Annotated in this window: 19 protein-coding genes; 7 read left to right on the plus strand and 12 right to left on the minus strand. The window is 40.4% G+C overall.

The features are described from left to right. Positions 1–58: 58 nt before the first annotated feature. The 7 genes from G587_RS0118335 to G587_RS0118365 all read right to left on the minus strand — a co-directional run bounded on the left by G587_RS0118335 (position 59) and on the right by G587_RS0118365 (position 6,377). Positions 59–388 (minus strand): type II toxin-antitoxin system RelE/ParE family toxin, encoded by a 330-nt coding sequence (locus tag G587_RS0118335; protein ID WP_026493428.1) that lies wholly within the window; start codon positions 386–388, stop codon positions 59–61. Next, positions 378–635 carry a type II toxin-antitoxin system Phd/YefM family antitoxin gene (locus G587_RS0118340; protein ID WP_026493429.1) on the minus strand — a complete coding sequence of 86 codons (258 nt, stop codon included), beginning with the start codon at positions 633–635 and terminating at the stop codon, positions 378–380. Before G587_RS0118340 ends, G587_RS0118335 begins: the two co-directional genes overlap by 11 nt. Positions 636–788: 153 nt before the next feature. Further along, positions 789–1,442: a YkgJ family cysteine cluster protein gene (locus G587_RS0118345; RefSeq protein ID WP_026493430.1), complete on the minus strand. Its 654-nt coding sequence runs from the start codon at positions 1,440–1,442 to the stop codon at positions 789–791. A gap of 29 nt (positions 1,443–1,471) precedes the next feature. Further along, complete coding sequence (locus tag G587_RS23520) at positions 1,472–2,248, minus strand: PHP domain-containing protein (protein WP_051201149.1); 777 nt, start codon at positions 2,246–2,248, stop codon at positions 1,472–1,474. A 7-nt stretch (positions 2,249–2,255) separates the two neighbouring features. Next, positions 2,256–2,891, minus strand: coding sequence for a low molecular weight protein-tyrosine-phosphatase (locus G587_RS0118355; RefSeq protein WP_081679519.1), 636 nt, complete (start codon positions 2,889–2,891; stop codon positions 2,256–2,258). A 229-nt stretch (positions 2,892–3,120) separates the two neighbouring features. Then, complete coding sequence (locus tag G587_RS0118360) at positions 3,121–6,081, minus strand: TOTE conflict system archaeo-eukaryotic primase domain-containing protein (protein WP_026493432.1); 2,961 nt, start codon at positions 6,079–6,081, stop codon at positions 3,121–3,123. A gap of 113 nt (positions 6,082–6,194) precedes the next feature. Further along, positions 6,195–6,377 (minus strand): hypothetical protein, encoded by a 183-nt coding sequence (locus tag G587_RS0118365; RefSeq protein ID WP_026493433.1) that lies wholly within the window; start codon positions 6,375–6,377, stop codon positions 6,195–6,197. A 553-nt stretch (positions 6,378–6,930) separates the two neighbouring features. On the opposite strand from G587_RS0118365, the gene G587_RS26550 reads away from it, so the two are divergent. Further along, on the plus strand, positions 6,931–9,378 hold the full coding sequence (locus tag G587_RS26550; protein ID WP_026493434.1) for an IS1096 element passenger TnpR family protein: 2,448 nt from the start codon (positions 6,931–6,933) through the stop codon (positions 9,376–9,378). A 15-nt stretch (positions 9,379–9,393) separates the two neighbouring features. On the opposite strand, the gene G587_RS26390 is transcribed toward G587_RS26550, so the two are convergent. Continuing rightward, positions 9,394–9,900 carry a hypothetical protein gene (locus G587_RS26390; protein ID WP_026493435.1) on the minus strand — a complete coding sequence of 169 codons (507 nt, stop codon included), beginning with the start codon at positions 9,898–9,900 and terminating at the stop codon, positions 9,394–9,396. A 226-nt stretch (positions 9,901–10,126) separates the two neighbouring features. Further along, positions 10,127–11,119, minus strand: a complete 993-nt coding sequence (locus G587_RS23535) for a phosphotransferase enzyme family protein (RefSeq protein ID WP_051201151.1) — start codon at positions 11,117–11,119, stop codon at positions 10,127–10,129. A gap of 74 nt (positions 11,120–11,193) precedes the next feature. Between G587_RS23535 and G587_RS0118385 the strand changes: the two genes are divergently transcribed. After that, on the plus strand, positions 11,194–11,973 hold the full coding sequence (locus tag G587_RS0118385; RefSeq protein WP_035787270.1) for a transposase: 780 nt from the start codon (positions 11,194–11,196) through the stop codon (positions 11,971–11,973). A 9-nt stretch (positions 11,974–11,982) separates the two neighbouring features. Here the strand turns inward: G587_RS0118385 and G587_RS0118390 are convergent, their stop codons facing one another. Then, positions 11,983–12,810 carry a deoxyribonuclease IV gene (locus G587_RS0118390; RefSeq protein WP_026493437.1) on the minus strand — a complete coding sequence of 276 codons (828 nt, stop codon included), beginning with the start codon at positions 12,808–12,810 and terminating at the stop codon, positions 11,983–11,985. Between the two features lie 222 nt (positions 12,811–13,032). Between G587_RS0118390 and G587_RS0118395 the strand changes: the two genes are divergently transcribed. The 4 genes from G587_RS0118395 (at position 13,033) to G587_RS0118410 (ending at position 16,369) form a co-directional block, all read left to right on the plus strand. Further along, on the plus strand, positions 13,033–13,344 hold the full coding sequence (locus G587_RS0118395) for a hypothetical protein (RefSeq protein WP_026493438.1): 312 nt from the start codon (positions 13,033–13,035) through the stop codon (positions 13,342–13,344). A gap of 636 nt (positions 13,345–13,980) precedes the next feature. After that, positions 13,981–14,457, plus strand: coding sequence for a DUF2975 domain-containing protein (locus tag G587_RS0118400; RefSeq protein ID WP_026493439.1), 477 nt, complete (start codon positions 13,981–13,983; stop codon positions 14,455–14,457). A gap of 19 nt (positions 14,458–14,476) precedes the next feature. Further along, positions 14,477–14,692, plus strand: a complete 216-nt coding sequence (locus G587_RS0118405; RefSeq protein WP_026493440.1) for a helix-turn-helix domain-containing protein — start codon at positions 14,477–14,479, stop codon at positions 14,690–14,692. Positions 14,693–14,734: 42 nt separating this feature from the next. Continuing rightward, complete coding sequence (locus G587_RS0118410; RefSeq protein WP_196812619.1) at positions 14,735–16,369, plus strand: DUF4153 domain-containing protein; 1,635 nt, start codon at positions 14,735–14,737, stop codon at positions 16,367–16,369. A 135-nt stretch (positions 16,370–16,504) separates the two neighbouring features. Here G587_RS0118410 and G587_RS0118415 read toward each other — a convergent pair whose 3' ends face one another. Then, positions 16,505–16,879, minus strand: coding sequence for a desulfoferrodoxin family protein (locus G587_RS0118415; protein WP_026493442.1), 375 nt, complete (start codon positions 16,877–16,879; stop codon positions 16,505–16,507). Between the two features lie 53 nt (positions 16,880–16,932). Next, positions 16,933–17,496, minus strand: a complete 564-nt coding sequence (rbr, locus tag G587_RS0118420) for a rubrerythrin (protein ID WP_026493443.1) — start codon at positions 17,494–17,496, stop codon at positions 16,933–16,935. 374 nt (positions 17,497–17,870) lie between these two features. On the opposite strand from rbr, the gene G587_RS0118425 reads away from it, so the two are divergent. After that, positions 17,871–19,865 carry a 2-isopropylmalate synthase gene (locus tag G587_RS0118425; RefSeq protein ID WP_026493444.1) on the plus strand — a complete coding sequence of 665 codons (1,995 nt, stop codon included), beginning with the start codon at positions 17,871–17,873 and terminating at the stop codon, positions 19,863–19,865. The last annotated feature ends 83 nt before the right edge of the window (positions 19,866–19,948 follow it).

Genomic DNA, 19,948 nt, shown 5'->3' on the forward strand with positions numbered 1-19,948 from the left:
GGGTTAAATGAAATTCAAAATTATATGCGATATAGCAGTTTATTCTGAAACTCTGTGGTTAAAAATCTCTCAAAATTTTGTCTTGGTCGCGTTTGCCATAAACAACTCTTAGTACGACAATTTTTGCATTTTTGTCGTCAATAATATAGTAGGCAATGTAGTTATCAACAAGGAATCTACGGACATCATCACGCTTCAAGAAGGGATTTTCTACTGGTCGTCCGGTTTTGGGATTCTTGCATATTTCTTCAAGCTTATTTTCAAGAGCATCTGCAAATGTAACTGCAGCATCGGGATTAGCCAAATCATCTTCGATGTATGAAAGAGTTTCATCGATATCAGCTTCTGCTATTTCAGTAAAGTCATAATCGTAGCCTTCAAAGACCATGTTTTTTCCTCAGATTTTTTAATGATTTTTTTCCATCGACAGTCCTACCATTCTCGTAGTCTGAAATGCCTCTGTTGACAAGAGAGGCCTCATCTATTTTTCTCATGGTACGTTCATAGTAATCTATATCCATTACTACAAGCCTGCCATAACCGTTTTTGGTAACAAAGACAGGTTCATTGGATTCAGCACATCTACGTTCTATTTCTACAGTGTTTTTTAAATCTCTCATTGGAACTATCTGCATAACATACACCTCCTTGTGACTAAATTATATACCAAGTATAGCCACAAAACAACATAAGAAAATATTGGTTTCTATGCTGTCAGACTGTATATAAAAAAGGATATAGCCAATCTGACTACACCCTTAATAAAACTTGTTATAGGATTTCCTTATTTACAAAGATTTCAAAGACTCTATTCTTTCCTCAAATTGCTCATAAAAATCTTCGCCCGTATCATATGCCTTCATGAAAAACGCCTGCAGGATTTTCATGTTTATGGCTTTAAGTTCTTCAGCAGGCATCTGCGGAGCTTTGTCAGTTACTCCCTTAAGGAAATAATGCCATTTATCAATATAGTTCTCATACTTTCCAAGCTCCGGAGTATCAATCCATTTCTTTAATTTTATCTTGGTCTGGCGCTCCTTGTGGCACTCGTGGACCTGAAGAAAATACTTGTGAGAATTGTTATCAAAGATTCTTCCAAGAGGGAAGAGCCTGCAGATTCCGGGCCTGAAAGCGTGAATACTGCAGCGACCATTTTCATTAAGGAAGGTGCAGGAATCGGCACCGGTTTTCATACTGAGGCAGGGGAGTATAATGCCGTCTGCAACCCTGAGTTCCAGGTGACCGGACAGTAACTCCTCGAAGCTCTTATTAAGGCCCTTCTCGAGCCTGTAAACGTCGTATGGATCCAGGGTGATGGTATCACCCATGCCACAGCAGCAGGCGTGGCAGCCACTGCAATCATCGACGCCAAGCTTTGCCATGTCGTTTATATCGTATAGTTTTCCGTCTGAAATTTCTTTTATATCAATATCTCTAAGCATATATTTTTCTCATTTAAAAAATTGGTGTTTTAGTCCTCGTGAACTATTACGGGTAATGTAGGCCCCTGTGAAACCACTGTAAGGGACGGGGATTTTGCAACCTCTGTGAAAACGGTGTTTTCATCCTTGGGATTGACCCTGAACATAGGAGTTCCGTCGCCAGCAAGGAAAGCCTTCACGTATTCCTGAATGTTATTTATCTTGTAAGGAAAGCTCATGCCGCCCATTGTAAGCATGGGAAATGCGTGGATATCTGAGCCGGCAGACATGAGGAATCCGTGCTCCTTTGCAAACTGATATCCGAGAGCGTTCTGGTAGTCGGGATTTCCTGAATTGTATACTTCAGCGCCGTCGCACACGGAGGGCATCAAATGGATCGCGGACAAATAGCCACGCTCACGGTAGGGATGCGCCTGAACCATGATTCCGGATGCAGCATGCACCAGGTCATAGACTTCCTTTCTGGATTTTTTCTCTATATCCTCATTGGCAAGAAGCCAGTCCTTATCAACGCCGTAGAGCAGGTACTCATCGCCTTGAAAATTGTACTCGATACCAAACATGACTGTGAAATCATAGCCCTTGGCTTCATCGAGAGCGTGTTCGTAGCCGCTGCAGTACATCTCAACTCTGTCCTTCCAGGGGAGGTTCTTTGGCACGCAGCTGTTACCTGTGAAAAAATGGTCAGTCACGATTATGCCGCTGTAGCCAAGTCCCATCATGTATTCAATGTAATCTGCGGCAGGAGTAGGAGAGCATGCACTTGCTTCTGTCGTATGTAAATGTGTCTCGTATAAGTAGCTCATTTTATTTTCATCCCCTTGGAAAATCATCGTGAATCAGACCGGAATCCCGATCAGCTTCATCATAGTAGTCGTTAGCATTTTCATCAATGCCATCGCTAAGTATTTTAGCATATTCGGGCGTCATCAGAATCTGTCTGAAAAGACCATGACATCCGTCAGAGCAGTCCCTCCAGGTATCATCAAAATTCCCGGTGTACCAGGGATCAGCCACGTCGCCACTTCTGTCAGCAAATTCCAGCATCTTATATACCTTATTCTCGGGATCACCGCTAAAGAGCCTGTTCAGATCCCTGATATTGGCACTGTCCATTCCGATAATAAAATCGAATTTGTCGTAGTCAGCCCTGGATGTAAGTCTTGCTCTTTTTGCAGAAACACCAAGCTCATTATCAGGTGTTCCAATTCCATACTCGCGAAGCTTCGCCCTCGCCGGGGGATAAACAGGGCTTCCCTGTCCATTCCAAATTTCATCTGTGTGAGTAGCAGAGGACTCGATGTGGAACTGATCCTCCAAGTGCTGCTTTTTAACGATATCTTTCATTATGAATTCTGCCATTGTTGAGCGGCAAATATTGCCGTGGCAGACGAATAGTATGCGAATGGTCCTAGGGGACGGGGTTAGTGGTCCATTTTTAAAATTCATATTGTATTTCCTTTTCAAAATATAAAATGCAAAAAAATTATTCTGTGAATCCAGTCTTTATTTATAGAAGTAATAATGCCAGAAAAAACCATGGAATGTGAGTTCAACTGGCATATATCATATCATACTTCGTTTTGTTAATCAGCATATCATCATTGAAGGAAAGTCTGATGAAAAGTAGTTAGATGGTCCTGCTTATATTTGCATATTGCTAATAACAAGAGGTTTCTTATTTTTTACCATCGAGAACTTGCTCGGTAATTTCTAGCAATTCAGCAGCTGCCTGCTCATTTTCTACACGAATAAGATTGTCGTAAAAATCAGCTTTTCCTAATAAATTCATTCCGCCATGCCATACAAGCTTTTTATCTATCACAGCATAATGCTCACAATCGTTGTCAGTAGTTCTGACAATAATTCCACTTCGCCTCATCTCATCTATAAGGATATGTATGTCAATTGCATCACCATACCCAACCATATCAGGGCTACTTGTTATAACCGTAACTGCAACACCTGATTCCTGACGATGTTTTATTAGAGAAATCATTCTTTCAACTTTCATTCTGCTTATATTAGGACTTGAAATAATGATTTCTTTATTTGCCTCAATCATATCCTTTTCAAATATTTCCATATAGTCACGGCTATCATAAATAGCATTGGCTACTTGCTTGGTTACTATTGGCTCGGATATAATCTGATATCCCATCTTTTTATAAGATTTGAGTCTGCTTTTGTATTGCTTGTCAAAAAAGCTTATATGTGTATCAACATAGTCATAAACGATAACATCCTTTTTGCCATCATAGGATCTGTTTAGTCTGCCGACATATTGTGTCAGCCTGCCTTCAAATTTGATAGGTGCAGCTAGCAGGAGAGTGTCCAATCTCGGGAAATTAAATCCTTCACCTATCTTTTGGCCTGTAGCTATAAGAATAAGAGACTTATCTTTAGGAATGGAAATCATTTTTTCTTTTATTTCCTGATTCTGCTTAGCACTTTGCCCTCCATAAATCAGGAAAACATGATCTGCCTTACCCTGTAATAAGGAGTACAGTGTTTCGGCATGCTTTTTTAGTTTGGTTAAGATTACTGGTGTGCGCTGATTTTGAATGCATTGTTCTGTATCAGAAATTATTTGTTCATTCCTGACACTACTTTCTGCAATAAGACTATCGGCGTTATATATCTCCAATTTTTCACCGGAAATATTGACGACACGAGTAAATCTGGGATAAACATATCTATCAAGTCCCCATGCATCAGCTTGTTCTTTTACAGAATATCTATGTCTTATGGGGCCTAAGAGCATATATACAATATCATCCAGATGGTCGCTCCTCTCAGGTGTAGCTGAAAGGCCATATACATATTTAGCACGTATTCTGCTCATTAATGCTTGACCTTGTTTTGAACCTACATGATGGCATTCATCACATAGAACCATTCCATAGTTATCTATATTTTCAAAGAATTGCCCTTTGTGATAGGCTGAGCCAATCATTGCAAAATCAATTATTCCTGTCGTTTTATCAACTCCTGACATAAGCGTTCCAAACACACTGTCACGCATTTTTTCACGTCCCTTTTTAGTTTTATATACAGGAGGCATTTCATCTATAGTTAAAAATCTCTTAAATTCATCCATCCACTGCGGAAGAAGCTCTGTGTTTTCAAGCAATATGAGAGTATTAACCTTACGCTTTGCTATGAGATAGGCAGCCAATACCGTTTTGCCAAAAGCTGGCGGAGCACACAAAATGCCATTCTCATACTTCTCAAGTTGCATTGATGCTAACTGTTGCTGCTCCCTAAGTTCACCTCTAAAATCTACTCTGATGGGTCTTCCGTAGGAACGCTTATCATTTATGTCAACTGAAATATTTGCTTCATTGCATTTTGATATGATTTTTTCTAACAATCCAATGGGCACTTTTATATATCCTTCAGTTTCTTTCCACATGGATATAGTACTTAAATTGTAGTAATTTGAATGCCCTATACGCTTATTCTTGGCAAATTCAGGATTATCTATTGTTGCCATACCTTTAATCTGATTTTGGATGGGAGGCAACAGATTAAGTGCATCCACATAAGTACCATCATCTAATACTATGTGTAATTCACCTCCTATAACATTTTGGGCAAAGAAACGTTCATCCTTTTTCCAAGGTCGTATTTGCCCATTATCTTTAGCATACTTAGTTACAGGTATAAGGGACATCTGCTCCTTGTTCCACTCTTGTAAATAAGAAGAGACTTCTTCTAATGAAATTTTCTTCATGGATCTTAACTTTTCCCACTGATCGGGATATGCATTCCAAGATTCATCAATAAATGCGCTATTACCTCTGAGTAACGCACGACCCTGAAGAGGTAGTGCGACAAGATTTCCTAGTTTACTCAAAACATCCTGGGAAGGATACATACGGTCATAGTACTTAAAAGAGGGGAGATTGATATAAGAAGCACCTCTATCTAATAGGGCAAATCCAAAGCTACGCGCTAAAGCTGCTGAAATTGCAGTTTTAAAGAATATCCATATATGAGCACCTTTTCCAGAGCGTGATCTTTCAGTTAGTGCATCAATATTGGCAAGCTTGCAAATATGACGAAGCGCATCGACTTCGCTTTTCCATAAATCGTCTGTATTAGCATCGTCGTTTTTATAAGCGTCCTTTTCATGATTATCGAAGTCAAAGACCAGAAAACGGCATGTGTTATTGGGAAATAAAGGATATACACCTATAACATCCGTACAATCATCTCTCTGACCTTTTAGATGATTAAGAATCTTCCATGGAACCAGTTCATCCCACTCCTTATATATACAATCCTCATCACAGAATTTTTTCTTGTCGGCTTTTTTAGGGCAAGAGGGATTATTCCACCATGCTTTGCAACGAGGAAAATATCCGCCCACTTTGCCACGCACTGCGTAAACATCCGTACGTCCCCAGAAATAGCTATAGAATTCTTTGGCCATATCAAGATCAGGTGTGGTATGAATAATTCTACCTGCCTGATCATCATCGTATTCATCGGAAATGTCGACAGTATCGATTACATTATCTGCACTGTAGGAAATGTTATTTTCATCTAATAGCTTTTTGAGATTTGAATTTTCATCCTGAAGATTTCTTATTATATTTCTCAAAGAATTAAGGTCATGTTCTGTCGGACGCATAATTATTCCTTTCAAAATGAAAAAAGAACCCGATGCATCAGGTTCTTCCAAGTGTAATCCGAAGATAGCCACTACGATTCATATAATTATAATAGCAGATAACCCCACATGTTTCAGCACTTTTTTGGCATATAATTCTCTAGTGAAATTTTATCAGAAACTTCCGTGGGGAATTTTATTGTACCTAAATTTAGCCCCTTAGCTACATGTCGTATTTTGGAATATACTTTATTATCTCCATAATCACGTTCAAATATTGCAATTTTTCTAGCTTCATCTATGGTATATCCGCTCATATAAGCTCCTAAAAAATCTTTACATTATAAAAGAGAGTGGTCACACCATTGTGTGACTCGCTCTCTTTAATGGCTAATTTTAGTGTTGTCTGCCAACTGCTATAAAGCAAAGTACAGGTTTTAGTGTTGCCTGCCAACTATCGATTGCATCATCAATCGACAAGTGTTTCAGATTATAGTGTTAGCCTCACTTAAGAAAGTACGCTTTCTTAAATAAAATCTACCTTTTATAAACAATAAAATCAATGCGTAATATATCCAAAAATAATTGAATTTTTAGTTACGTTTTATACAACAGTCGGGAGTTCACCATCAAAAGTTGTAAACGAGGTGAAAATCAGATATCCATCCACCCGGAAATGGCTTATTTATGCCACTTTTAGAAGCGGGTACATATATTGCCGTGGCAGACGAATAGTATGCGAATGGTCCCAGGGGACGGGGTTAGCAATGTCATTAACTTAATGACATTGCTTGCATAGTAAGGGAGTCTTTTTTATAATTTAAAAGTGGCTCTCGCTACTCAAATATCAGTATAGACAAGGGAAAACTCATGAAAGCATATCAGCTAAAAATCACAATAAAAAATTCAAAACCACCGATCTGGAGAAGATGCATAGTTCCTGCAGGGCTAAGCTTCTCTCAGCTCACAGTAGTGCTGCACAAGGTAATGGGCTGGTGGGAAGGACACCTAAGCGAATATACCTTCAGAAACCATGGGGTGAAGCTTCTTGAGAATGCGGATGAATATGATGGAGTGTACTGGGAGTATGAAGAACTGGACTCTTCAGAGTATTTGATTGATGAGTTTTTTGATGATGCAAAATCATTTTCTTATCACTATGATTTTGGTGATGACTGGTATCATACAGTACAAATTGAGAAAATAATTGATGATTACGAATTTGATTATCCTATGGTAATAAAGTTCAAGGGGGATACTCCGCCGGAAGATTGTGGCGGAATATGGGGTTATTACGAACTGCTTGACAGGATAAACAATCCGGATGATCCTGAGCGGGAAGAGTTGGCTGAGTGGTTTGAGAATCAGACAATATCACCCTATGATATGGAGTGGGTGAACAGAGAACTTGTTAAGTTCAAGAAAACCAAAAAGAAGATAAAGCCAATCACAGAAGCAGAACTATTAGGCAAGCAGTTTGCTCCAAAGCCTGATTATACTCTTAACCAGGTTAAGGTTTCAAAGAATCGTCAGCATGATAAGACTCGTGAGACTATCGCAGAATATGCAAAAGCCATAAAGAAGATTAATACAAGAATAGAGGAACTTGTCGATTTTCAGAGGACAGCGGATAAGAATTTAAGGAATACCTACGGTGATACCAATGTAGATGAATATTACGAGTTCATAGATCAGAACAACAATGGTGAAAAGAAAATCAAAACGGATTTTGATTATGACAACTGGAAAGATGTGTCCGTAACCATTTCCAAGCACCAGATGCAGGATTTGATGCTGAATTTAAGAGACATAGATATCAAGAATTATATTAAGTATCTGCAGATTCCTGACAAGGCCGGCACAACTAAGCTTGCCAGAATAAAGAAATTATTAGATGAACTCGGAAAACATCCTGAGTATTACTTGTATATGTTTACAAAGGATGAAGCAGAGATGCTCTTTGATCTTTATGATGGCAAGCTTAAGGAACTTGGCATTAACATATATATTTCTGATGATCTTATTGAGACTATTACAATTAGTATTTTGATGGGACTTATAGAAATCAAGGAAAAGGGCTCCAAAGCTGAAATAAGATTTGCCCAGGATGCAGGTGCAATAATTGAAGGAATAAGAGCTGTTTTCAAGAAGTCTGCTAAGAAGCTATATAAAGAGCTTGATGATTTTGATATAAAATTAGGCGGACTCATAAGAACTTATGGTGTTGTTGAACTTGATAAAATTGCTCCGCTTATGAAATCAATATGGGGAACAGAAGAGAATTCCAAGGATGTTATCAGGAAAACATATCTTCACTGCACAATGCCTTCAAAAGTTTGGACAGCAACAGATTATCTGGCAGGAGTATCCTATGTAGCAATGCCTTTCCTGGATGCGCAGGATATAATGAAATATAGGCATGGAAAACTAGCCTCAGATTTTAACTATAGGAAGTTTTCCAAGAATGATGCCCAGATAACCCACTATGACATGACAGACATCTACCATTGTTGGTCGGAACTGGCACAGCTGTTTATAGCAGAAATGGAATTTGATGAATATGAGCTGGCTGATCACTTGGATCGTTTGCTTATGTTGGTTCTTAATGGTGGTGATGCTGCAGAATTTTTTGATGTTCTATGTGATATATATCCCACTAATGATCCGTTCTTACTCTCTGAATTCTGGAATTTTAGTATAGAATGCGTTCTGGATACAGGAATCCCGCATCTTATGGGATACTCCAGATACGAGTATTATGAACATACCGGTCAGCGCCCTCAGGAACTACCTATAACATCTCGTGCAACTACAGGAAAAAAGAGCAAAGGACCTAAAGCTCATCTTATGTATTTTCCTGAAGATGTTCATTGGGAACTATTTGAGATAAGAAATGCTGACAGAATGCTGGAAAATAAGGAAGAGATTGCCAACCGTGCTGAAAAGCTCCTGGAACAATACCCTGACAATCTGGAGTTGATGGCAGATTTGTCCAATCTATTTCTTGCAATAAGATATGTTGATAGGGTTGAATTCCTGCTAAGAAGAATAAAACGCCTTAATCCTGATAGTGTTAAGGTGGTGAATAGAATGCTCAATGTGATTAAGAAAGGGAACATACCTGACTTTTTTGAGCAGAGTGGACCGTTCTCGGATGTGGATGATTATGATGGTGGCAATTTCTTTGGTGATGAAGATTTCAGCATCCCTCAGCCGATAGTCCGTGAGCACCCTAAGATTGGACGCAACGATCCCTGCCCTTGTGGAAGCGGCAAAAAGTTCAAGAAATGCTGCATGGGTAAAGGAATATACGATTGAAAGTAGGGGACGGGGTTAGTGGTTCATTTTTTCTCCAAAGGCAATGTAAAATAAAGTGTGTAAGTTAAAAAACATTAACTTACACACTTTATTTAGTTTATAGGCTGTTCTGCATCCTCCGCACCAATCCTTTAGAAAGCAGTGATTGCAGTACAATCCGCAGCGCGCAATCGGATCGACTCCTTTTCGGGCTTTCTGACACAATTTATCCTTAATCCGGCACATCGCTTCAATATGCATTATCCAATGCCTTGAAAAAGGCATTTTAAAAAGCCCTCGTATATCTTTATCGCACCAGTAATTGACAAGCCAAATGGCGTCTTCATCAGTGCTTACGCAATGACTATCCTTCACCCTTTCCTTATCGTCTTCAGAAAAACATCGCTTTAAATCAGTATATGTAAGGCTTCGGAGCAGTTCATTTCTCAAGTCAATAAGAACATCTATCCCCTCGGCAAAGGTAGTTTCTCTGCCAATGAGCGACTGCATACGTTTATTTTTTTCTGACCAATCTTTATTCATTCAAAGACCTTTCCTAAAGCATATTCGATACAACTTTTGCATAATCTTCTCTAAGCATACCGTAAATGTTATAGTCACAATAGACCGAAACCATTTTGCCTTGTCGGATTGTCCCTTCTTTTATGAAGCCACACCGCTCCAGCACCTTATTCGAAGCAATGTTCCTTACATCGGCACGTCCATTCAGCCGCTCAATTCATTTAATCATTTTTAATACTTTTCCAATCTAACAATAAGGTGTGTGATTTATCAGACATTCAGCGGCGTCTTCAATATTTTCGGGATCCAGATCTTCGCCTTCACGGGCACAACATTCAAACTCGTCAACGATATTCTCAATCAGTACCATATCAATGAAAAGTGGAAGATGAGAGAGTTCCTCGTCGGAGACATCGGTTTCACTCCTGTAGCCGGACACTACCGTATCAAAATAGCCTTTCATTCCCGCCAGGCGTTTTTCATGATCAGGCTCATTCTGGAACCATCCGGTTCCGTGGATCCAGAGATTGGCCAGGTCGAACATGTACCAGCAGTACATACAGTTATCAAAGTCAAATACCGTGATGTCGCCGGTTTTCATATCAATATGATAATTACCGTCGCTGAAATCAAAATGGACAAGGCCGTAAACGCTCTCGTTCATAGGAAGAGAGCGGAATTTTTCCAGACGTTCTCTTATAGCTTTCTTTAGCTCGTCATAGGAATCCGGTATTAGTTCATCAAGATAGTCCGGGGTGTATTTATCGAAGAATTCTTGTCTTTTATGCTCGGGCTTATAAGTCTTGGAAAACTTGTGAATTGCACCAAGCGCCTTACCGGTGTTGTATAAATATTCATCAAGCGGGGCCCCTTCTCTATACCTGTAGCCATTATCTGAGATCAGCATTCCTTTTGCATAAGAAAAAAGTATTGCAAAATACTCTTTTCCATTCTCAGAAAAAGATTCCACTAGATTTCCGTTAGAAGAGGGTATAACATCCGCCACAGGAGCGCCGGATTTCGCAAGATAATGCACGAATTCTGCCTCGGCAAGATAATCTTCCTTTTTTCTATCGCCAAGGATTGAAAGTCTTAATACACATTTGGGAATACTGTCTTTGGTGCAAATGTAAATGAGATTACGTCCGCCTTCATGCCCGGGAATCTGGCTTAATTCATATTCATCTAAGCCGTAAATGGTCCTAGGGGACGGGGGTAGTGGTCCATTTTTAAAATTCATATTGTATTTCCTTTTCAAAACGTATATAATCCAACAAGTATTTTAAAATCTAAATTTCATTTATAGGAGTAATTATGCCAAGAAAACCCAGAACTGTGAGTTCGACTGGCATATATCATATCATACTTCGTTCTGTTAATCAGCATATCATCTTTGAAGAAGATTCCGATTATCGAAAATTCCTTTTTGTTTTATCAGATTGTGTTAAGAAATATGATGTTCAGATATATGCATATTGTCTCATGGATAACCACATACACCTTTTGATTCATTCCTCGTCTGATGATTTGCCAAGCTTTTTTCAGAGTCTGGGATCCAGATTTGTCAGGTGGTATAACAGCAAATATTCCCGCAGTGGACATCTTTTTCAAGATCGTTTCTACAGTGTTGTAATTGAAAATGACAACGCTTTCTTATCAGTATTAGTCTACATTCATAATAACCCTGTTAAAGCAAACATTATTCGTTACCCTTCAGAATATAGATGGAGCAGTTTTAATGCTTATTATGGTGCAAAAGACCCTTTGGTCAATGTTTCATTTGCATACAACATCAGCGGATCAAAAGAGGCGTTGCTCAGATATTTTTCCAGAGAACAGGATTCTTCTGAGGATGATTTATTTATGGACGATCATCGTGAAGCTTTACATTTTTATACAGATGAAAAAGCGTTATCAATTTTTAAATTGGTAACGGGGGTATCATCCACCTCAGAAGTGATTAGTATTGAGAAAACTAAAAGAAATGAATATGTGCGTAGACTAAGAGCGAAAGGTTTGACTGTAAAACAAGTGGCGAGACTAATGGATATTTCTGAAACTACGGTAAAAAGGATATGCAAAATGGACCACTAACCCCGTCCCCTAGGTCCATTCCTTCACCAGGGCAATTTCCTGAATATACCCCTCGTCATCATTAGGCGTCTCCAGGATAAATGGCAGACCTTCGAAAACAGGATGCGTTGCAATTTTCTTCATGGCATCCATGCCTATCATTCCCTGACCAAGCTTCTCGTGGCGGTCTTTATGGGAACCGCAGTCATTTTTGCTGTCATTAAAATGAACTGCCTTAAGTCGCTCCAGACCAATAACTTTATCGAAATGATGCAAAACACCCTCAAGATCATTTACAATATCGTAGCCGGCATCCCAGGTGTGGCAAGTGTCGAAGCACACTCCAAGCTTATCATCTAATTCTACAAGATCAATGATTTGCCTAAGCTCCTCGAAGCTTCTTCCGACTTCCGATCCTTTTCCGGCCATAGTTTCTAACAGAACAATAGTCTTCATCTCAGGAAAAAGTGCCTTATTTAAGCCTTCTGCAATCTGTTCGACGCCAACATCAGCACCCTGACCTGTGTGAGAGCCCGGATGAAAATTGTAGTACTGTCCGGGAAGTGCTTCCATTTTCTCAAGATCTTTTTTCAGCATATCAAGACCATTTGCCCTGGTCTCGGGATTCGCCGAGCAAAGATTCATGGTGTAGCTGGCATGCGCCACAAGCTTTCCAAATTTCTTTTCTTCAAGAATATCAGCAAGGGCCTTCACGTCAGACGGAATAACATCCTTTGATTTACCGCCTCGTGGATTTCTTGTAAACCATGAAAAGGTATTGCCTCCAAAGGAGAGCATCTGACGGCCCATCGCTTCATATCCATTTGTGACTGATAAGTGACAACCAATATATATCAAAATAAAAATCTCCTTAGTAGTTTCAAGTGTTTAGTAGGCATTTCAAATTAGCTCAGCCCTTTTCTAAAGCAAATAATTCGATTGGCGAGTATTTCAGCATCCTTAGCAGTTGCTTTTTTATCATGTATTAAAACCTTCTCAACCTCAGGTTGTAAACTCTCTAAAACTGCGTCATTGCTAGGCGCTTGCCTATATTCTAGAATAATACATGTCAGTAACGAAATGAAGCTTCATTTCTTCAATATAGATCAGAAGCTCCACCGCATTGAAAACATGCTTGATTATGAAAAAGAGCTTACCGATGAGCAGTTCAGGAATACTGAAGAGTTTTTGATGGAAATAAAGGATACATACGATGAAAATCATCCAAACAGATCCGCAGGTAGAATCTACACCTTTTTAGCGCATCTCTATCATCACAGAATGACAAGTGCCAGATATGAAGAGGCACTTGATAGATATCACAGAGCTGAAGAAATCTACAAAGCAGATCACAACGAACATGTCTGCGTAGACCACCTTCATGTTCAGTAAGAAAATAGAATGCTCGAAAATCCCATACCTATGACGATAAGTACGGTATGGGATTTTTTTAGTGTACAGAAAATGTTTGTGGATAAGGTATGGATTCAACCAGTAGGGTGGATTTTAAGAGAATAGACGTAGCGTAGAGATGCAAAAGTTGACGCAATTACGTTTGTGGTACACCAATAACCCTTTATACAAGATTTTTGACTGAAAAATCATGAAGGCAGAAAAGCAAAAAGAGATTCCTACGAGGGGACATATATGAAAAGTTCAGTCAGTCTTCTGAAAAGAAAACATGCCGGCGTAAAGCAAGATAAAAAAGTAGTCTGTTATCCGTGAAGCGTTACGTCTATACAACACATAATAGTAGGACTGGTTGACCGGAGCGCTGGATAGCATCCTCTGAACAACCGCCCTGGACAACCGCCACCGCCGCCACCACCTCCACCTAGACATACCAGTATACTTAAACCACCACACCCTTCTCGACCTACGAAAAATATTTATCGTAAAACGATAAAAACTTATTGACACACGAAAATGACCATGGTATAAACTAATTAACATACGAACAACGCATGCAACCTCGTACGTATGCAAGCACAAACAACACAAACCAAGCAAAGGAGAACACAGCAGACAATGAACGACAAGCTGAACATATGGTTTAAGAGATTCCTGGACTTTAGTCTGGTAGTAGGAATTCTGATGGAAGTGACGGTTCCTATAGGACTTAGGAAGGCAGTAGACATCACCGTAGCAACTATGGGAGAGACATCAGAGTATGCAGCTATCCATGAGAACTTCATTTTCGCAGTGGTGTCCATCATGCTGGCAGGAGCATTTGCACTTCTGATTCTGTATGAGCTTCGCAAGATGATGATAACAGTGATCAATGATGACTGCTTCATCCAGGAGAATGTCACCAGTCTTTACAGGATGGGGAATTATGCATTTGCCATTGCACTTGTGAAAATCCTCAGGAACTTCGTTTACTTTACGCCGGCAGCACTTGTCACAGCGGGAGTGTTCCTCTTTGCGGGAGTTTTGAGTAAGGTTCTTGCGAAGGTTTTTGACAAGGCAGTCAGATATAAAGAAGAAAACGATCTCACGATCTAAGATGTAAGCGGAGGAAAAGATGGCAATCATTGTAAATCTGGATGTAATGATGGCGAAGCGGAAGATTGGTCTTACCGAGCTTGCAGGGAAGGTTGATATCACGCTTGCCAACTTATCTATATTGAAAAACAACAAAGCCAAGGCGGTCCGTCTTCAGACGCTGGATGCGATATGCAGAGAGCTGGACTGCCAGCCGGGAGACATACTCGAATATGTACCCGATGAAGAAATCTAATGAGGGAACGGTATGGAAAACCAGTACACAGGAGGGAATGGTATGGAAAACCAATACACAACTGAAAACAACAATAACAATACTTTTAATAATAATCAGTACAATGGCTCCAATCTTGCTGTAGATGAGGAGATGGCTGCCAGAGTTAATACATATTTTTCCGGGGATAAGGATGCACAAAAGGTTTCCAAAGCGGATGCAAAGTCCTTTAGAAAATACGGACTTATAACAGTAATCTATGCAGTTTGGCATACATTTTGCCTATATAAGAATTCATCAGGAATAACATATCCCTTCTACATGCTCGGAACGATTCTCCTGATTGCATGGGCAAGAAGAAAAGATGGACTGTCCATTTTAAAGGACAGAAGTGGGAAGAGCGCTTTGAACATTTTTTACATTATTTCGTTAATGCTTCTTTCAGTATCAAAGTGCGTGACTGCAAACGATAGCCTGCTTTGGCTTGACGGACTTGCAATAAGCCTTCTGATGATCAGCTTCCTGGTGCATATGTATGTTGATACAAGAGAGTGGGATGTAATAGGATGGTTTATCGGAATAATGATGACTGCACTTAAGCCCATAATTCATCTTCCGGATCCTGTTAATGATTTTGCAGGCTGGCTTAAGAGCCGCAGCAAAAATATGAGCAGCGAGAAAAAGAACAATCTCTTTGCTGTAGCCGCAGGTCTTTGCATAGCCCTTCCGATGCTGTTTGTAGTTATGGTGCTTCTTGCTTCAGCAGATGCGGTTTTCTCAAAGACCATCGAGAATACCTTCAATTTCATTTATGAATTTGATTACATCTGGGATCTCATTTGCATCGCATTTATGATAGTTTGGTCAATATGGCTTTTCTACACAGTAATTAAGGGCCTTTATACCAAGGGTGTGGAAATCGGAAGCGGCAAAAACGCTGGCCTTAACCCCATCATCGCGATAACCTTTACAAGTCTTCTTAGCATTGTATATCTGTTCTTTAGTGTGATCCAGATATTTGGACTTTTCATGGGGAAGATGACTCTGCCTGAAAACTATACCTATGCTGAGTATGCTCACGAGGGCTTCTATCAGCTCCTTGCAGTCAGCATCATGAACCTTGCGCTTGTGACCTTGTGTCAGCGTCTTTTCAAGGAAAATATCGTGCTTAAGGTTCTGCTTATGGTAGTAGGTGCGTGCACCTATATTATGATCGCCTCCAGTGCCTTCAGAATGATCATGTACATCGGAGCTTACCACCTGACATTCCTCAGAGTATTCGTGCTCTGGTTCCTGGTTGTGATCTCACTGTGGCTGGCATATTTGCTTGTGAGCCTTATTTATGAAAAGACTCCGGTATTTAATCTTTGCATGACAACAGTTACGGTTATGTACCTGATTTTCGCTTTTGCTAATCCGGATTATCATATTGCAAAGTATGATATTGCACATGCAGGAGTTATGGAGAAAACCGAGATCGGAGACCGCTACGAATATACAGTCTCAATGAGAAATTATCTTACACATGAGATATCTGAGGACGCAGTTCCTGCCTATGTGGGACATGAAGAGCTTCTTATGGGCTATGATCCTCACTATGAGATGGATCCGTATTCCGAGGAGTACAAAGAGATACGAAAGTTTAATTTCTCAAGAAACAGAGCAAGCAAGCTGGTAAGAGCAGCTAAGGGTTATTAAGAATTATTATTAGAAAAACAGGACAAAACATTAATAAAAATACGGATGGAATCCTGAAAAGCAGGGTACCATCCGTATTTTGTTGAAGTTTTAATCAGATTTTTACAAGGCTCTGCCCAGCCTCATAAAACCATCTTAAATATCAGCCTTCCAGAGACCATGAAGGTTGCAGAACTCATAAGCTGCAATAGCCTTCTCGCCATCAGCAAGAACGAACTCAGCTACAGGCTTGTCTGAAGGAGTGAGGTTCTTCTGCATGAAGCCCTTATCTGTTACAAGCCAGATGTACTGAATGTAATGGTTGTCCATCATGGGATGCTCAACTTCGCCAACCTTTACGGTTACCTTGTTGCCACTTACTTCAACAACGGGAACATGCTTTTCATGAGCGCCGTCAGATGTTCCGGGTGCGAGAGAAGTCATGGGATCGCCACAGCAAACCGGTGTGCAGGCTGCATCATTGATCTTTATTACCATACTACCGCATTTTTCACACTTGAAAATATTCATAAAAAACCTCCTTGATAATATATATTCGCCCCTGAAAATGGGGGAATGGTACATTAGTAGTTCTCAGCCTTTAACTGGAAGTATGCCTGAGGGTGGTTACATACAGGGCAAACCTCCGGAGCGGAAGGACCGATAACGATGTGACCGCAGTTTCCGCATTGCCAGATAGCATCGCCATCTCTTGAGAAAACGATCTTATCCTCGATATTCTTAAGAAGCTTTCTGTAGCGCTCCTCATGCTCTTTCTCTATTGCAGCAACACCTTCGAAGAGCTCGGCGATTTCATCAAAGCCCTCCTCGCGGGCTGTCTTTGCAAAGGAAGGATACATTTCTTTCCATTCGTATTCTTCACCTTCAGCAGCTTCCTTCAGATTCTCGATTGTGCTGCCGATTCCTGTGAGAATCTTATACCAGATCTCGGCGTGTTCCTTCTCGTTTGCAGCGGTCTCTGCGAAGATATTGGATATCTGAACAAAACCGTCCTTTTTAGCCTTGGATGCAAAGAAAGTGTATTTGTTTCTCGCCATTGATTCTCCTGCGAATGCCTCCTGCAGGTTCTTCTCGGTCTGAGTCCCCTTTAAATCTTCAGCTCTGCATCTCCATTTGTTTTCTGCCATTATGCCCATCTCCTTCCTGTAAATAAGCTCACGTTGTGTTTTGTACAATTATTTTATGCAATTGTCATCTGCATATAATTCTAGCACAAACGGTATGGAAAAGTTATTAGATATTTATTAAATTTTCGCACGTAATTTCGTATCTTTGAAGACTGTCAGATAATACGGCATTAAAATAAATCAATAAAACTGATTAAATCTGTCACTATAAAAAAATATTGGAAGTGCTAATATAAAAATCATCAATATTCGTTGATGAAATTTATTTTTATGCCGATATCAATAGGGAATACGATTAATTCCGCTACGAATCAATATGGCTAATATAATAAATCGACTGAAAATACTGAATATTCATGATTAGGAGGAGTATTATGAAGAACTACGAGAAATATCAGAGACAATATTTCATGCCACCGCAGGTAACCTTCGATTGGGTGAAAAAAGATTACCTTGATAAGCCACCGATCTGGTGCAGTGTTGATCTTCGAGACGGAAACCAGGCGCTTATTGAGCCTATGAGCCTTGATGAAAAGCTCGAGTTTTTCACAATGCTTGTAAAGCTGGGATTCAAGGAAATCGAGATTGGTTTCCCTGCTGCATCTGAGACAGAGTTTGAATTCGCAAGAGCTCTTATCGAGAAAAACATGATTCCTGACGACGTTACCGTTCAGGTTCTGACACAGGCGAGAGAGCATATCATAAAGAGAACCTTCGAGGCTGTAAAGGGTGCGCCCAGAGCAATCATTCACCTTTACAATTCCACATCAGTTGCTCAGCGTGAGCAGGTTTTCAAAAAGAACAAAGAGGATGTTAAGCAGATCGCTATCGATGGCGCTAAGCTTCTTGATAAGCTCGCAAAGGAGACAAGCGGCAACTTCTCATTTGAGTATTCACCGGAGAGCTTCCCCGGAACAGAGGTGGACTATGCTGTAGAAGTCTGCAATGCAGTTCTTGACGTATGGAAGCCCACGAAGGAAAATAAGGCTATCATCAACATTCCTACAACTGTAGAGATTGCAATGCCTCACGTATTTGCAACTCAGGTTGAATATATTCACAAGAATCTTAAGTACCGTGATGCAGTTACACTTTCACTTCATCCGCACAATGACAGAGGCTCAGGAATAAGTGATGCAGAGCTTGGCTGCCTTGCAGGTGCAGACAGAATAGAGGGTACACTTTTCGGAAACGGTGAGAGAACAGGTAACGTGGACATCGTGACACTGGCTCTTAACATGTATTCCCACGGTATTGATCCCGAGCTTGATTTCTCCAATATAAATGAGATCGGAGAGACCTACGAGCGTCTTACAAGAATGCGCATTTTCGAGCGTCAGCCCTATGCAGGACAGCTTGTGTTCACTGCATTTTCAGGCTCACACCAGGATGCTATCAGCAAGGGCTTCTCATGGCACGATGCAGGAAAAGATCAGGGCATCTGGTCCGTTCCCTATCTTCCCATTGATCCCAAGGATCTTGGAAGAGAGTACGACGGCGACGTTATCAGAATCAATTCCCAGTCCGGAAAGGGTGGCGTAAGCTACATCTTGAAGACAAACTATGGCATGATGGTTCCGAGAGAGATGCAGACAGATATCAGCTACACTATCAAGGACGTATCAGATAGAGAACATGCTGAGCTTGCACCCGGAAGAATCTACCAGATATTCGAGGATAAATATGTACACAACGATTCCGTATTCCGAGTCATGGATTGCCATTTCAAGCAGGTGAACGGAATCCTCGCAGAGGTTACTATTGCTCACGCAGGAAAAGAGCACATTGTAGAGGCTAACGGAAACGGACGTCTTGATGCTGTAAGTAACGCCTTCAAGCAGTACTTCAACGTAAGCTACGAGCTCTCAGTATACGAGGAGCACGCTCTTAGCCGCGGATCATCATCAAAGGCTGTTACCTATGTAGGAATCACCTGTGGCGGTAAGAAGTTCTGGGGCGTTGGTATCGATGAGGATATCATCAGATCCTCAATCAATGCGCTTACAATCGCAGTTAACCAGCTTGACGAGGTAAAGGCAAGCACAGATGCCAAGGACGAGAGAATCAGTGCTATCCTCAATTATATTCAGGAGAACTACCTGTCTGTAACTCTGGATGATCTCTCCAAGGAATTCTATCTTTCCAAGCCGTATCTTTCCAAGTACATCAAGGAAAAATCCGGCATGACCTTCGGTGAGAACGTTAAGAAAATCCGCCTTAAAAAGGCAAGCATTCTGTTAAAGAACGGTAACATGAAGGTTGAGAGAGTTGCTGAAGCTGCGGGCTATCAGAACGTTGAACACTTCAACAGACTTTTCAAAAAGAAGTATGGTATGACTCCTGTTCAGTACAGAAGCAACAGCAGATAAAAGATTTTATTGCGCTAAAGTGTTTAAAACGCTTTGAAATAGTGTTATAATAAGTAAGGTTTTTTGGGTTTTAAATATTTTTT

Origin of the sequence: Butyrivibrio sp. XPD2002, from assembly GCF_000423945.1 — a bacterium.
GTDB lineage: Bacteria > Bacillota > Clostridia > Lachnospirales > Lachnospiraceae > Butyrivibrio.